Source organism: Curtobacterium sp. MCJR17_043 (genome assembly GCF_003224315.2).
GTDB lineage: Bacteria > Actinomycetota > Actinomycetes > Actinomycetales > Microbacteriaceae > Curtobacterium.
The window spans coordinates 233,218-247,809 of the sequence record NZ_CP126259.1 but is presented as its reverse complement, the minus strand read 5'-3'; the positions used below and the strand labels follow the sequence as shown (position 1 = coordinate 247,809).

The window sequence follows — 14,592 nt, the reverse complement described above, 5'->3', positions numbered from 1 at the left end:
GTGCTCGCCAGCTGAGCCCGGTAGGTTCCCCTGCATGGAAGAACGGCTGATCGGTGGCAGGTACCGGGTGACCGGGACCCTCGGACACGGCGGGATGGCGTCGGTGTACCGCGCCGTCGACGAGCAGCTCGGACGCGAGGTCGCGGTCAAGCTCTTCCGGATCGGACCGGTCGACCACGGCGAGCGGGCTCGCGCGGAGGCCGAGATCCACGTGCTCGCCGGGCTCCGCAGCCCGAACCTCGTGACGCTGTTCGACGCGGCTCTCGACACCGCCGACGGCGACTCGTTCCTCGTCATGGAGCTCGTCCCGGGCAGTGACCTCGCCACGCGGTTGCGCGAGGGACCGCTCGACACCGTCACGACCGCCCGCGTCGGGGCGCAGGTCGCGGAGGGCCTCGCCGCCGTGCACGCGCAGGGCATCGTGCACCGGGACGTCAAGCCCGCGAACGTCCTGCTCGAGCAGGACGGCGAGCACGTCAAGCTCGCCGACTTCGGCATCGCGCTCCTCCGCGACGCCGCCCGGGTCACGGGCACCGGCACCGTGATCGGCACGGCCGCCTACCTGGCCCCGGAGCAGGTCCTCGGTCAGCCGGTGACCGGCGAGGCCGACGTGTACGCGCTCGGGCTCATGCTCCTCGAGGCCCTGACCGGCAAGCAGGCCTTCCCCGGCAGCGCCGTCGAGGCAGCCACCGCCCGACTCGCGCGGGCTCCCGAGATCGACCAACACCTGCCGACGGCGTGGCGGACGCTCCTGCACGTCATGACCGCGCAGCACCCGGAGGACCGTCCGTCCGCCGCGGAAGCGGCGGCGCGGCTCCGGGCACTCGGCCGCGACGACGTCGCGCCCGCCACCCAGCTCCTGCCGGGAGGCCCGGGGGCGCTCACGAAGGCGGCTGCCGCTGGCGGGGCGGTCGGGGCGGCCGCCGCGGCCGGAGCGGGAGCCGCGTCGGCGGACGCCGCGACCCGTGCGATGCCGGTGAGCGGAGCCTCCGATGCGGACACGGCGACCCGCCGCTTGCCGACGCAGTCCGCACGCAGCGCTGACGACGACGTCGCGACCACGGTGCTCGGGACGCCGGCCGGTGCCGGTGCCGGTGCCGCCGGCGGTGCGGGTGGACGGACGGGTACCGCTGCCGTCCCGGCCGGCCCGTCGGGGAGTGCGCCCGAGGAGCGCGAGCGGAAGCGCTGGGTGCTGCCGGTGATCGTCCTCGCCGTGCTCCTGGTCGCCGGGGTGCTGGTCGCAGCGCTCGCCCTCGGCCGGGACGACGGGACGCCGGCTCCCACCCAGTCCAGCGAGCCCGCCGAACAGCAGCCCACCGAGGACCAGTCGAGCGAGCCGGCCGAGCAGCAGCCGAGCGAGCCCGCGGAGCAGCAGCCGAGCGAGCCCGCGGAGCAGCAGCCGAGCGAGCCGGCCGAGCAGCAGCCGAGCGAGCCCGCGGAGGAACAGCCGAGCGAGCCAGCCGAGGAACTGCCCTCGTCGGTCCCGGTCCCGGAGCCCAGCGTCGAGACGAGTCTGCCGGTCGAGGAGCCCCTGGACACGGGCGTCGACACGACCTCGCAGGAGGTCCCCGCGAACCCGGGCAAGGGCACCGGGAACGGTGGACCGGGTGGTGGCCCCGGCGGCGGGCCCGGCAAGTCCGGCGACGCTCCCGGCCGGGGCTGACGCCCGACGGACAGTCCGGACGCGCTGTCCACCTGCGAGGAGCACACTCGACCCATGTCGATGAGTGCACCGTTCGATCCCATGCAGCAGGGCAGCGACGTCCCCGTGGACGGTTCCGACCAGGACGAACTCGAGGTCGAGGAAGCCCGCGGGGCCTCCGGCGGGCCCGAGTCCTCCGGGTCCGAGCCGTCGGGAGCCGACGTGTCCGGAGCCGAGGCGACCGGGAACCCCGGTGACTCCCCGGTCCGACACGACGACGAGGACGAGGCCGGCGGCGGGCCCGTCTTCCGCACGCCCGAACCCGGCGACCGCCTGCACCCCGAGGACCTCGGCTCCTAGCCAGCCGACGTTGCGGCGACTCCCGGGGACGCCGGGCATGCTCGTCGGATGTCGATGAGCAGCGCGTTCGACCCGTCGAAGGGTCGCGCCATCCCCGAAGACCAGGTCAGCGGCGACGGGCTCGAGCTCGACGAGGACCCGGCTGCGTTCGGGTTCCGGATCGAGGTCGTGTCCGGGGGGGACGACCGACCCGACCGCGGCGCCGACGCTGCGGGACCACGACGAGGACCCCGACCCGACGCGCTGAGGCGACAGGTCGGGGCCCGGTGGGACGTGGCCCGGAGGTCGGGCGTCAGGCGTCAGGCGTCAGGCGTCAGGGGGACGGTGTGGCCTGCCGCCGTCAGGACGCGGTACCACTCCTCGCGGCTGAGCTCGACGTCCGAGCCGGCGGCGGAGTCGCGGACGCGCTGCGGGTTCGTCGTCCCGAGCACCACCTGGAAGTGCGCGGGGTGCCGGGTGATCCACGCCACCGCGATCCCGGTCGGGGTGACGCCGTGCGCCGAGGCGATCTCCTCGAGCACGTCGTTGAGCTCGGCGTGGTGCTCGCGGTCGCCCAGGAAGACGCCGTCGAAGAAGCCCTTCTGGAACGGCGACCAGGCCTGCAGCGTGACGTCGTTCAGGCGGGCGTGGTTGAGGATGTCGTTGTCCCGGTCGATCGACTGGTCGAGGCCGGCCATGTTCGCGACGAGGCCCTGGGTGATGACGTTCGCGTGCGTGATGCTCAGCTGCACCTGGTTGAACGCGAGCGGCTGCCGCACGGACTTCTTCAGCAACTCGGTCTGTCCGGGGGGTGTGGTTCGAGACGCCGAAGTGGTGCACCTTGCCGGCGGCGTGCAACTCGTCGAACGCCTTCGCGACCTCGTCGGGCTCGACCAGCGCGTCCGGGCGGTGCAGGAGCAGCACGTCGATGAAGTCGGTGCGCAGGGCGGTCAGCGACTCCTCGACCGAGGACATGATGTGCTCGTACGAGAAGTCGAAGTACGCGCCGTTCGCGGTCGGCCGGATGCCGACCTTGGTCTGCAGCTGGATCTCGCTGCGCTCGGCCGCGGACAGCGTGACCGCGCCACCGAAGCGCTCCTCGCAGCCGTGCCAGCCGCCGTACACGGCCGCGTGGTCGAACATCGTCACGCCCGCGTCGCGCGACGCGGCGTACAGCGACCGGATGTCCTGGTCGCTCATGTCGTTGATCCGCATCAGTCCGACGACGACGTCGGAAGCGGTGAGGTCCGTCTGTGGCAACTCCAGTGTCTTCACCGGACCGATCCTGCCAGCCGCCACCCGTGCGTGCGAGGCCCTGGCCGTACCCGCTTCGGCTACGCGAGCAGGACGGCGACCACCGCGGAGCGGTCGACACCCCAGCCGGCGGTGAGCGTCGCTCCGGCCGGGATCGGTCCTCCGAGCACCCGGAGGACCGCGACGGCGCCGTGCCCGGTCGTGATCGTGGTGGTCGTCCCCTCGGTGTGCACCGTGACCTCGGTCACCGTGGGGGGACTCCGCGTCGGCACCGCTGCCCGACGCCCGTCCCTCCTTCTCGACGGTGCCGTCTCCGGAGGCCCGCTGCAGGTCCGCCTCGTGGCCGCCGGTCGCGATCGCACGGCGCAGCACGTCCGCGTACACGGGGTCGCCCACGGCGTCGTACACCCAGCGGTGCCCGAGGACGGAGTGCTCCATCTCGGTGACCAGGAAGGGGCCGGCGCCGGCGAGCGGAGCACCGCGGTAGGTCAGCGGCACGTGCAGCAGGGGCCCGTCCCCGGCGCGGACGAGGTAGGTCTCCACCCCGACCTCACCGTCGGGGTCGTCGAACCGGAACCGGCCGACCTGCTCGACCGCGGTACGGGTGCCGACCCCGCTCCAGGGCTGTCCGGGCAGCCAGGCGCTGATCGCGTCGAGTTTGCCGGGGGTGAGGGTCGCTTCGTGGATGACGGCCATGCCGGCAACCTACCGCCCTCCCCGTACCCTGGACCGGTGCGCGACGACCTCCTCCCCCGTGCTCGCGTGTCCCGTGTGCACCGAGCCGCTCGCGCGCACCGGGAGCGGACAGGCCGGGTGCGCGGACGGACACCGGTACGACGAGGCGAAGCAGGGACACCTGACGCTCCTGCCCGCCAAGCGCCGGGCGCTGACCGCGGACACCCCGGAGATGGTGGACGCGCGTCTGCGGTTCCTCGGGCGCGGGCACTACGCGCCCGTGGAACGTGCGCTCGCCGCCGTCACCGTCAGCGCGACCGCTCCCGGCATCGTCCTCGACGTCGGCTCCGGCCCGGGCACCTACCTCGCGCACGTGCTCGACGCCGCGCGACCGGCGGAGGAGGACGGACCGGCAGGACCGGACGTGAGGCTCGGGGTCGCCCTGGACCTGTCGGCCGTCGCGATCCGACGTGCGGCGCGCGTCCACACGCGCGCCGGGGCCGTCGTCGGGGACGTGACCGAGCGCCTCCCGGTCGTCGACGACGCCGCGGCCGTCGTGCTGGACGTCTTCGCACCGCGGAACCAGCGGGAGTACGCCCGGGTGCTGCACCCCGCCGGGGTGTTGGCCGTCGTGACGCCACGGGCCGGGCACCTCGCGGAACTCGCCGAGGCGACGATCAGCGTCGACCCCGAGAAGGAGCGGCGCCTGCACGGGTCCCTCACGCCGGCGTTCGCGCTCCGGTCGAGCGAGGACCTGACGTGGACGATGGACCTGTCCGCCGAGGACGTGCACGACGTGGTGCACATGGGGCCGAGTCACCACCACGTCGCGGCCGACACGGTCTTCGCGCCGACGACCGTGACCGCCGCCGTGACCGTGAGCACCTGGGTGCCGGTCGGTTGACCGGGCCGGGCGCGCTCGTGGCACGCCCGGTCCAGGCGGGTCAGGACTGCTGCTGCGGCATGTCGAACGCCCACACGACCCCGAACTCGTCGCGGAGCTGCCCGGCCAGGGGCGACCACGCCGACGGGCCCAGCGGCTGCCGGACCTCGGCGCCCACGGCGAGCCCGTCCCACGCGGCGCGGAGCTCGGCCTCGTCCGTGGCGATCAGGTACACGTATGAGGCGTTCTGGCCCTGGTCGTAGGGCTGTCCCGGCCAGACGTCGAACGCCATGACCCGGGCGCCCCCCCGGGGAGCTCGACCTGACCGAAGACGACCCGGTCGGCCCACGCCGGGTCCTCCGATGCCCCCGTCTGCCCGTACGTGGCGACCGAGGCCTCGGTCCCGAAGGCGGCCGCGTAGAACGCCAGGGCCTCCTGGGCCCGGCCGTCGAAGTTGAGGTGCGGGGTGGTGGTGAACGTCATGTCGACTCCTCGTGCTGGTGGCGACCGCTCCGGCCGCGCTGCTGACGAGCCTCCCCGGTGATGCGGTCAGATCGTGTCCGCATCCTCCGGCAGACTCGCACCATGTCCGGACCGTCGTCTCGCATGCTCACCCTGCTGTCGCTGCTGCAGGTCCGGCGCGACTGGGCCGGTGACGTGCTGGCCGAGCGGCTCGACGTCAGCCCGAGGACCGTGCGCCGCGACGTCGACCGCCTGCGGGAGCTCGGCTACCGGATCACGTCGCTCCGTGGCCCGACCGGTGGCTACCGGTTGGCGGCGGGCTCGGAGTTGCCACCGCTCCTGTTCGACGACGACCAGGCGGTCGCCGTCGCCCTGGCACTCGCCGTCGCACCGGCGTCCGGCGCGGACATCGCCGACGCCGCAGCGCGGGCCCTCGCGACCGTGCGCCAGGTGATGCCGTCGCGGCTCCGCCACCGGATCGACGCGGTCGAGGTCGCGACCGCGCCGGAGAGCACCGTCGTGGACCCCGCGGTCCTGGTCGCCGTGAGCGAGGCCGTCCGCTCCGCCCACGTCCTCCGCTTCGCGTACACGTCCGCCTGGCGCGGCGTCGGTACGGACGACGGGCCGACGCGCCGCGTCGAGCCGCACGCCGTCGTCGCGCGGTCGGGTCGCTGGTACCTCCTCGCCTGGTCGCCCGATGCGGACGACTGGCGCACGTACCGCATCGACCGGATGCAGCCCCGGGCGCCGAGCGGTCTGGCGTTCACACCCCGGCCGGTGCCGGGCGGTGACCCGGCGGCGTTCGTCGCGGCCCGGTTCCGCGGGGCCGAGGGGACCGCTGATCCCCTCGGACGTGGCTGGCCGTGCACCGGCACCGCAGTCCTCCACGTCCCGGCGAGCCGAGTCGCACCGTACGTCGACGACGACGCCGTGCTCGAGGACCTCGACGACGGCACCTGTCGGCTGACGACGGGGTCGTGGTCGTGGCCGGCGCTCGCGGCCCGGTTCGCCGGGTTCACCGTGCCGTTCACGGTGGTCGGTCCGGAGCAGCTCCGAACGGCGACGACGACGCTCGCCGATCAGTTGCGCGCCTCTGTTAGTGGCGCGCATGCGTCGCACACGCATCCGTCAGGGAACCGTTAGGACGGACCGGGAGGCCCCACACCGGGCACAGCATCGGTACCGCACCACCACCGGTGCGGTCCACGGCACCTGCCGCGGGCACCTCGATCTCCAGGAGTCCCACGTGTTCGACGTCTTCGTCGTCGCCGGTGTCCTCGCCGTGTTCGGCGTCGTGACACTGATCGCCAGGGGGGTGGAGCGGCTGTGATCGGCATCACCATCGCCGCTGCCGTCCTCGGCATCGCCGCTGTCGTGTACCTCGTCTGGGCGCTCGTGCGCCCCGAGCGGTTCTGATGGGCACCGCGCAGACCTGGGCGGGCATCGCCCAGGTCGCCGTCCTCGTCCTGCTGCTCGTCCTCGTGCACCGTCCCGTCGGCGACTGGATGGCCCGCGTCTTCACGAGCCCCCGGCACGGCCGTGTCGAGCGACTCGTGTACCGCGTGATCGGCGTCGACCCCGACGCCGAGCAGTCCTGGCCCGCCTACCTCCGCGGCGTGCTGCTCTTCAGCGTCGTCGGGCTGTTGCTCGTCTACCTGCTCCAGCGCATCCAGGTGGTGTTGCCGGGCGACCTCGGCCTGCCCGCCGTGGGACCCGCACTCGCGTTCAACACGGCGGCCTCGTTCGTCGCGAACACGAACTGGCAGTCGTACTCGCCCGAGGTCACCGTCGGGTACTCCGTGCAGATGGCCGGGCTCGCGGTGCAGAACTTCCTGTCCGCCGCCGTCGGCCTGTCCGTCGCCGTCGCCCTCGTCCGCGGATTCGCCCGCCGCCGTCAGGGCACGATCGGCAACGTCTGGGTCGACGTCGTCCGTGGCACCGGCCGGCTGCTCCTGCCGCTGGCCTTCGTCTCCGCCCTCGTGCTCGTCGCGGGCGGTGTCATCCAGTCCTGGGGCCCCGGCACGGACGTCGCGACGCTCACCGGCGGGACGCAGCACGTCCCGGACGGGTTCGTCGCCTCGCAGGAGGCGATCAAGATGCTCGGCACGAACGGTGGCGGCTACTTCAACGCGAACTCGGCGCACCCGTTCGAGAACCCGCAGGCGTGGACCAACCTGTTCGAGGTGTTCCTCATGCTCGTCATCCCGTTCTCGCTTCCGCGCGCCTTCGGGAGGATGGTCGGCGACACCCGTCAGGGCACCGCGATCGTCACCGTGATGGGTGCGATCTTCCTGGTGTCGCTCTCGGCGATGTCGATCGCGGAGCTCGCCGGTGGCGGTGCCGCGACGCACGCCGCGGGTGCCGCGATGGAGGGCAAGGAGGTCCGCTTCGGCATCCTCGGCTCGACGCTCTTCGGGACGGCGACGACCTCGACGTCCACGGGCGCCGTGAACGCCATGCACGACAGCTTCACCCCGCTCGGCGGCATGATGGCGCTCGTCAACATGATGCTCGGCGAGGTCACCCCCCGGCGGCGTCGGCTCGGGCTTGTACGGCATGCTCGTGCTCGCCGTGATCACGGTGTTCATCGGCGGGCTGCTCGTCGGCCGCACGCCGGAGTACCTCGGCAAGAAGATCCGCGCCAAGGAGATGACCTTCGCGGCGCTGTACATCCTGGTCACCCCGACCGTGGTGCTGCTCGGCACGGCGCTGTCGCTCGTCATCCCGGGCGTCCGGGAGCAGGTGCTCGGCACGAGCCTCTTCAACCCGGGCAACCACGGCCTGTCCGAACTGCTCTACGCGTTCACCAGCGCCGGCAACAACAACGGCTCGGCCTTCGGCGGTCTCACCGCGAACACGACGTGGATGAACTCCGCGCTCGGTGTCGCGATGCTGCTCGGCCGGTTCGTGCCGATGGTGTTCGTCCTGGCGCTCGCCGGGTCGCTCGCCGCGCAGGACAAGGTCCCCGCGACCGTCGGCACCCTGCCGACGCACCGGCCGCTGTTCATCGCGCTCCTCGGTGGCGTCGCCGTCATCGTCACCGCACTCACCTACTTCCCGGTGCTCGCACTGGGGCCGCTCGCAGAAGGACTGTCCTGATGACCACCCTGACTCCCGAGACGGAGCAGCACACGACCCCCCGAACCGGGCCGACGCTCGTCCGCGTTCGGGCCCCGCCAACTGGCGGCGGGCCTCCCGGGCGCCTTCCGCAAGCTGGACCCCCCGGCTCATGTGGAAGAACCCGGTCATGTTCCTCGTCGAGGTGGGCGCGGGCCTGACGACGGTCACCGCCGTCGTCGAGCCGTTCAGCCGGACGGGAGGCGCGGCCGACTCCGGCGCGCCCGTCCCGTCCTCCTTCACCCTCGTCATCGCCGTCTGGCTGTGGCTGACCGTCCTGTTCGCCAACCTGGCGGAGTCCGTCGCCGAGGGCCGGGGCAAGGCCCAGGCCGACACCCTGCGGAAGACCCGCTCGACGACCACCGCCCGGCGCATCGTCGGGTACTCCCCGGCCGACCCGGCCGCACTGTCGGCGTCCACCGAGGACGTGGCGTCGGTCGACCTGGCGAAGGGCGACCTCGTCGTCGTGGTCGCCGGGGAGGTCATCCCGGGCGACGGCGACGTCGTCGACGGCATCGCCTCGGTCGACGAGTCCGCCGTGACGGGCGAGTCCGCTCCGGTCATCCGCGAGTCCGGTGGCGACCGCAGCGCCGTCACGGGCGGCACCCGCGTGCTGTCCGACCGGATCGTGGTGCGCATCACGTCCACCCCGGGCGAGACCTTCATCGACCGGATGATCCGGCTCGTCGAGGGTGCCGCCCGCCAGAAGACGCCGAACGAGATCGCGCTCAACATCCTGCTCGCGTCGCTGTCGATCGTGTTCATCGTCGTCTGCCTCACGCTGCAGCCGATCGCCGGGCTCGTCGGCTCGACGGTCAGCATCACGGTGCTCATCGCCCTGCTCGTCTGCCTCATCCCGACCACCATCGGTGCGCTGCTCTCCGCGATCGGCATCGCCGGCATGGACCGGCTCGTGCAGCGCAACGTCCTCGCGATGTCGGGCCGCGCGGTCGAGGCAGCCGGTGACATCACCACGCTGCTCCTCGACAAGACCGGCACGATCACGTACGGCAACCGTCGGGCCTCCCGGTTCGTGCCGGTGCCCGGGGTGACCGAGGCCGACCTCACCGCCGCGGCCGCGCTGTCCAGCGCTGCCGACGGGACGCCCGAGGGCCGCTCGATCGTGGACCTGGCGCTGACCGCCGGGGCCGTGCAGGGCCTCCCGGCCGGTGCCGTCGAGGTGCCGTTCACCGCACAGACGCGCATGTCGGGCGTCGACCTGCCGGACGGCACCGAGGTCCGCAAGGGCGCCGCGGCAGCGGTGCTCGCGTGGGCGGACACGAGCGACCCCGCCGTCACGGCGTCGGTCGACGCCACCGTCGCCGAGGTCTCCGACCAGGGTGGGACGCCGCTCGTCGTCGCCCGGAAGGACCCGTCGGGCCGGGTCGCGCTGCTCGGTGTCGTGCACCTCAAGGACGTCGTCAAGGACGGCCTCGCCGAGCGCTTCACCGAACTGCGCAGCATGGGCATCCGCACCGTGATGATCACGGGCGACAACCCGCGCACCGCGAAGGCGATCGCCGCCGAGGCCGGCGTCGACGACTTCCTCGCCGAGGCCACGCCGGAGGACAAGCTCGCGCTCATCAAGCGGGAGCAGGAGGGCGGCAACCTCGTCGCGATGACCGGTGACGGCACGAACGACGCCCCGGCGCTGGCCCAGGCGGACGTCGGCGTCGCGATGAACACCGGGACGACCGCGGCGAAGGAGGCCGGCAACATGGTCGACCTCGACTCGGACCCGACCAAGCTCATCGACGTCGTCCGGATCGGCAAGCAGCTCCTCATCACCCGCGGTGCCCTCACCACGTTCTCCATCGCCAACGACATCGCGAAGTACTTCGCCATCATCCCGGCGATGTTCCAGGCGACGTTCCCGGGCCTCGGCGTCCTCAACGTCATGGGGCTGCACAGCCCCGCGTCGGCGATCCTGTCGGCGATCGTCTTCAACGCGCTCGTCATCGTCGCGCTCATCCCGCTGTCCCTGCGTGGCGTGAAGTACCGCGCAGCGTCGGCGTCGTCGATCCTCGGCCGCAACCTGCTCGTCTACGGGCTCGGCGGCGTGGTCGTCCCCTTCATCGGCATCAAGCTGATCGACCTCGTGGTCGGTCTCATCCCGGGGTTCTCGTCATGACTTCCACTCGTTCGTTCTCCCGCTCCGCCGGCGTGGCCGTCCGCCTCACCGTGCTCGCCACCGTCGTCCTCGGCGTCGCCTACCCGCTCGCGGTGTGGGGCGTCGGCCAGGCCGCCTTCTCAGACCAGGCGAACGGCTCGATGGTCACCGACTCGTCCGGCACGGTCGTCGGTTCCTCCCTCATCGGCCAGTCCTTCGCCGGCAAGGACGCGGACCGCTGGTTCCAGTCCCGTCCTTCCGCCGCGGGGGGAGGAGGGGTACGACGCCGGTGCGTCGTCCGGGTCCAACCTGGGCCCGTCCAACCCCGACCTGACGAAGGCCGTCGAGGAGCGCCGAGCCGCGATCGCGGAGGCCGACGGCGTGCCCGCATCGCAGGTGCCCGCGGACGCCGTGACCGCGTCGGGCTCCGGCCTCGACCCGGACATCAGCCCGGCGTACGCGGACCAGCAGGTGTCCCGTGTCGCCGCCGCCCGCGGGCTGTCCGAGGCCCGGGTGCGTGTCCTGGTCGCCGAGCACACCGACGGCCGCCAGCTCGGCGTGCTCGGCGCCCCCCGCGGTGAACGTGCTCGAGCTGAACCTGGCCCTGGCGCGCCAGCGCTGACCCCGGTGTGGACCGGACTCGTACAACCGGGACCCGTCCGAACCGCGTGTGACTGCGGTTCGAGCTGGACGACGACGTGCAGATCCGGTCCGCGCCGGGCACCGAGCAGGAGAGGATGAGCACGTGAAGCGAGGCAAGCTGCGGGTGCTGCTCGGCGCGGCCCCCGGCGTCGGCAAGACCTACACGATGCTCGAAGAGGGGCGTCGGATGGCCGACCACGGGCGGGACGTGGTCGTCGCCGTCGTCGAGACCCACGGCCGCGCCGCCACCGCCGCGCTCGTCGACGGGCTCGAGGTCGTCCCGCGCCGGACGGTCGAGCACCGCGGGGTCGCGCTCGACGACATGGACCTCGACGCCGTGCTCGCCCGTCGCCCCGAGGTCGCCCTCGTCGACGAGCTCGCCCACACGAACGCCCCGGGCAGCCCGCACGAGAAGCGCTGGCAGGACGTCGAGGCGCTCCGGGCCGCGGGCATCGACGTCATCTCGACGGTGAACGTGCAGCACATGCAGTCCCTCGGCGACGTTGTCCGCGAGATCACCGGCACCGTCCAGCGCGAGACCGTTCCCGACGCCGTCGTCCGCGCCGCCGACCAGATCGAGGTCGTCGACCTCTCCCCGCAGGCCCTGCGCGACCGCCTGTCCGACGGGCTCGTGTACCCGGCCGCCCGCGTCGACGCGGCACTGTCGAACTACTTCCGGCTGGGCAACCTCACCGCCCTCCGCGAGATCGCGCTGCTCTGGCTCGCCGACGAGGTCGACGACGCCCTCAAGCGGTACCGCGCCGAACACGGCATCGCGAACCGGTGGGAGACGCGGGAGCGCGTCCTCGTCGCCCTGACGGGAGGCCCGGAGGGCGAGACCCTGCTCGGTCGCGGCGCCCGCATCGCGGCCCGGTCCGCCGGCGGCGAGCTCGCGGCCGTGCACGTCACGACGAACGACGGCCTCCGCGAGCGGCACCCCGGCGCGCTCGGCACGCAGCGCGCCCTGCTCGAACAGCTCGGCGGCACCTACCACCAGGTCGTCGGCGACGACGTGCCGACGACCCTCGTCCGGTTCGCCCGCTCGATCGACGCGACGCAGATCGTGATGGGCATCAGCCGTCGCAGCCGACTCGCCGCCGCAGTCACCGGCCCGGGCATCGGCAGCACGGTCATCCGCGAGTCCGGCGACATCGACGTGCACGTCGTGACGCACGAGCGCGCCGGCGGCGGGTTCGCGCTGCCGAAGCTCGGCGGGAGCCTGTCCCGCAGCCGGGTGGTCGCCGCGTTCGTGCTCGCGCTGGTCGCCGGGCCGCTGTTGACCTGGCTGCTCAGCCTGACCGACGACCCCGACTCCATCACGGTCGACGTCCTGGCCTACCAGCTGCTCGTGCTCGTGGTGGCGCTCATCGGCGGCATGCTCCCTGCGGTGTTCGCCGCCGTGCTCTCCGGGTTGAGTCTCGACTTCTTCTTCGTGCAACCCCTGCACCAGGTCACCGTGCAACAGCCGTGGCACCTGGTCGCCCTCGTCATGTACGTCGTCAGCGCCGTGCTCGTCAGCTTCGTGGTCGACCGCTCCGCCCGACGCTCCCGCACCGCCCGCCGCGCGGCCGCCGAGTCCGGGCTCCTCGTCGGGATCGCCGGCAGCGTCCTCCGCGGCGACGACGCCCTCCAGGCCCTCGTCGACCGGACCCGCGAGGCGTTCGGCTTCGCCGGGGTCCGGGTCCGCCAGGGCGACGAGGTGCCGGCGACGTCGGGGACGTTCGGGGACGCACCGGACGCGACCACGAGCCTCCCGTCCGGCGCCGTCCTGGAGTTCGCCGGTGCGCCCGACGACCCCACCCAGCGCCGGCTGCTGCGGGTCGTCGAGCAGCAGCTCGACGCCGCCCTCGAGCACCGCGCGCTGACCCGCACCGCCGTCGACGCCGAGCGCATCACCGCGGTCGACCGGGTGCGGAGCGCGATCCTGGCGGCCGTCAGCCACGACGTGCGGCGGCCGATCGCCGCCGCGTCCGCCGCCGTGCAGTCCCTCCGGGCGCGGGACGTGCGGTTGCGCGAAGCCGACCGGGAGGCCCTGCTCGCCACCGCCGACGAGAGCCTCCGTCAACTGGCGGTGCTGTTGGGCGACCTGCTCGACGTCAGCCGTGTGCAGGCCGGGGTACTGGCCGCGTCCCCGGTCCCGACCTCGCTCGACACGGTCGTCGCCCCCCGCGCTCGACGAACTCGAGCTCGGGCCGGAGGACGTCGACCTCGACCTGCCCGCCGAGCTCCCGCCGGTGCTCGCCGACCCCGTGCTGCTGCAGCGCGTCGTCGTGAACCTGCTCGCCAACGCCGTCCGCTACTCACCCGACGGCGAGCGCGTCCGGATCGCGGCGAGCGCCTTCGCCGGCGGGGTCGAACTCCGGGTCGCCGACCGCGGCCCGGGCATCCCCGAGGACCGGCGCGAGGACGTGTTCCAGCCGTTCCAGCGCCTCGGCGACACCGACAACGAGACCGGACTCGGACTCGGGCTGGCGCTCGCGCGCGGGTTCACCGAGGGCATGGGCGGCACGATCGAGGTCGACGACACCCCGGGCGGCGGGCTCACCGTCGTGGTGCGGCTGCCGATCGCCGGACACCTGGGAGTGGTGGGACGATGAAGGTGTTGATCGCGGACGACGACGTGCAGCTCGTGCGGGCGCTCGCCGTGACGCTCGGGGCCCGCGGGTACGAGGTCGTCACGGCCCGGGACGGTCGGGCGGCCATCGACGCCGTCATCACCGAGCGGCCGGACATCGTCATGCTCGACCTCGGCATGCCGCGGCTCGACGGCATCGGGGTGCTCGAGGGCATCCGCGGGTGGTCGCAGGTGCCCGTGCTCGTGCTGTCCGGGCGGACGGACTCGGGCGACAAGGTCGACGCGCTCGACGCCGGTGCCGACGACTACGTGACGAAGCCGTTCGAGATGGACGAGCTCCTCGCCAGGCTCCGGGCGCTCGGTCGGCGGCGTGCTCCCGCGGGCGGGGAGGCTGCCCCGACGATCCGGGTCGGCGACCTCGTGGTGGACCTCGTCGCGAAGCAGGTCACCGCGCCCGACGGTCCGGCGATCCGCCTCACCCCGACCGAGTGGCGGTTGCTCGAGGTCCTCGTGACGAACCCCGACCGACTGCTGACGCGGGAGATGCTCCTCACCGAGGTGTGGGGTCCGACGCACGGCACCGACTCCGGGTACCTGCGGCTGTACATGGCGCAGCTGCGGCGGAAGCTCGAGCCGGAGCCGTCCCACCCGCGGTACCTGGTGACGGAGTCGGGGATGGGCTACCGGTTCGCGCCGGCGGGCTGACCCCCCGGTCTCGTCCTCCAACTCACCAGCCCAGGCGAGCGCGCGCTGCCGGAGCGCGGCGACCTCGGGCGGAGCGACCCCGTACTCGGCGAACCGGTCGTCCGCGACGCGCGTCACGAGGCGGAGTTGCCGTGCGAAGACGACGGGGTTGTACCCGGCGTCCCGCTCAGCGACGAGACGCAGGAGAT

9 protein-coding genes and 5 pseudogenes are annotated in these 14,592 nt (G+C 73.1%); 11 read left to right on the top strand and 3 right to left on the bottom strand.

The annotated features are described in order from the left end of the window. Positions 1-34: 34 nt before the first annotated feature. Together DEJ15_RS01240 and DEJ15_RS01235 are read left to right on the top strand one after the other, a co-directional pair. Positions 35-1,663, top strand: coding sequence for a serine/threonine-protein kinase (locus DEJ15_RS01240; RefSeq protein WP_110824329.1), 1,629 nt, complete (start codon positions 35-37; stop codon positions 1,661-1,663). 81 nt (positions 1,664-1,744) lie between these two features. Then, the gene (locus tag DEJ15_RS01235) at positions 1,745-2,002 is read left to right on the top strand and encodes a hypothetical protein (protein WP_284175439.1); all 258 of its coding nucleotides are present in this window, start codon (positions 1,745-1,747) and stop codon (positions 2,000-2,002) included. A gap of 299 nt (positions 2,003-2,301) precedes the next feature. Here the strand turns inward: DEJ15_RS01235 and DEJ15_RS01230 are convergent. Further along, a pseudogene (locus DEJ15_RS01230) lies at positions 2,302-3,256 on the bottom strand (aldo/keto reductase). A gap of 366 nt (positions 3,257-3,622) precedes the next feature. Further along, positions 3,623-3,931: pseudogene (locus tag DEJ15_RS01225) on the bottom strand (maltokinase N-terminal cap-like domain-containing protein); the annotation flags it as partial. A 58-nt stretch (positions 3,932-3,989) separates the two neighbouring features. Between DEJ15_RS01225 and DEJ15_RS01220 the strand changes: the two are divergent. Then, complete coding sequence (locus DEJ15_RS01220; protein WP_284175437.1) at positions 3,990-4,814, top strand: putative RNA methyltransferase; 825 nt, start codon at positions 3,990-3,992, stop codon at positions 4,812-4,814. 40 nt (positions 4,815-4,854) lie between these two features. Here the strand turns inward: DEJ15_RS01220 and DEJ15_RS01215 are convergent, their stop codons facing one another. After that, positions 4,855-5,085, bottom strand: coding sequence for a VOC family protein (locus DEJ15_RS01215; RefSeq protein ID WP_284175436.1), 231 nt, complete (start codon positions 5,083-5,085; stop codon positions 4,855-4,857). 293 nt (positions 5,086-5,378) lie between these two features. On the opposite strand from DEJ15_RS01215, the gene DEJ15_RS01210 reads away from it, so the two are divergent. The 8 genes and pseudogenes from DEJ15_RS01210 to DEJ15_RS01175 all read left to right on the top strand — a co-directional run bounded on the left by DEJ15_RS01210 (position 5,379) and on the right by DEJ15_RS01175 (position 14,404). Next, a complete protein-coding gene (locus DEJ15_RS01210) occupies positions 5,379-6,398 on the top strand; it encodes a helix-turn-helix transcriptional regulator (RefSeq protein ID WP_110824322.1) in 1,020 nt (339 codons plus the stop codon). Beyond that, entirely contained in the window at positions 6,364-6,585 is a 222-nt protein-coding gene (locus DEJ15_RS01205; protein ID WP_146232820.1) for a hypothetical protein, read from the top strand. The genes DEJ15_RS01210 and DEJ15_RS01205 overlap by 35 nt, the downstream gene beginning before the upstream one ends. Continuing rightward, positions 6,582-6,671 (top strand): potassium-transporting ATPase subunit F, encoded by a 90-nt coding sequence (locus tag DEJ15_RS01200; protein ID WP_017887940.1) that lies wholly within the window; start codon positions 6,582-6,584, stop codon positions 6,669-6,671. The genes DEJ15_RS01205 and DEJ15_RS01200 overlap by 4 nt, the downstream gene beginning before the upstream one ends. After that, a pseudogene (kdpA, locus tag DEJ15_RS01195) lies at positions 6,671-8,354 on the top strand (potassium-transporting ATPase subunit KdpA). The gene DEJ15_RS01200 and the pseudogene kdpA overlap by 1 nt, the downstream one beginning before the upstream one ends. A gap of 130 nt (positions 8,355-8,484) precedes the next feature. After that, positions 8,485-10,503, top strand: a complete 2,019-nt coding sequence (kdpB, locus tag DEJ15_RS01190; protein ID WP_502866139.1) for a potassium-transporting ATPase subunit KdpB — start codon at positions 8,485-8,487, stop codon at positions 10,501-10,503. Then, positions 10,500-11,104 (top strand): annotated as a pseudogene (gene kdpC / locus DEJ15_RS01185) (potassium-transporting ATPase subunit KdpC). Before kdpB ends, kdpC begins: the two are co-directional and overlap by 4 nt. 123 nt (positions 11,105-11,227) lie before the next feature. Next, positions 11,228-13,721, top strand: a pseudogene (locus DEJ15_RS01180) (ATP-binding protein). After that, positions 13,718-14,404: a response regulator gene (locus tag DEJ15_RS01175; RefSeq protein WP_110824317.1), complete on the top strand. Its 687-nt coding sequence runs from the start codon at positions 13,718-13,720 to the stop codon at positions 14,402-14,404. Before DEJ15_RS01180 ends, DEJ15_RS01175 begins: the two are co-directional and overlap by 4 nt. The last annotated feature ends 188 nt before the right edge of the window (positions 14,405-14,592 follow it).

Excerpts from the sequence above, each read along its gene's own strand:
- DEJ15_RS01240 (WP_110824329.1), top strand. The coding sequence starts at position 35 with ATGGAAGAACGGCTGATCGGTGGCAGGTACCGGGTGACCGGGACCCTC.
- DEJ15_RS01235 (WP_284175439.1), top strand. The coding sequence starts at position 1,745 with ATGCAGCAGGGCAGCGACGTCCCCGTGGACGGTTCCGACCAGGACGAA.
- DEJ15_RS01215 (WP_284175436.1), bottom strand. The coding sequence starts at position 5,085 with ATGGCGTTCGACGTCTGGCCGGGACAGCCCTACGACCAGGGCCAGAAC.
- DEJ15_RS01210 (WP_110824322.1), top strand. The coding sequence starts at position 5,379 with ATGTCCGGACCGTCGTCTCGCATGCTCACCCTGCTGTCGCTGCTGCAG.
- DEJ15_RS01205 (WP_146232820.1), top strand. The coding sequence starts at position 6,364 with ATGCGTCGCACACGCATCCGTCAGGGAACCGTTAGGACGGACCGGGAG.
- kdpB (WP_502866139.1), top strand. The coding sequence starts at position 8,485 with ATGTGGAAGAACCCGGTCATGTTCCTCGTCGAGGTGGGCGCGGGCCTG.
- DEJ15_RS01175 (WP_110824317.1), top strand. The coding sequence starts at position 13,718 with ATGAAGGTGTTGATCGCGGACGACGACGTGCAGCTCGTGCGGGCGCTC.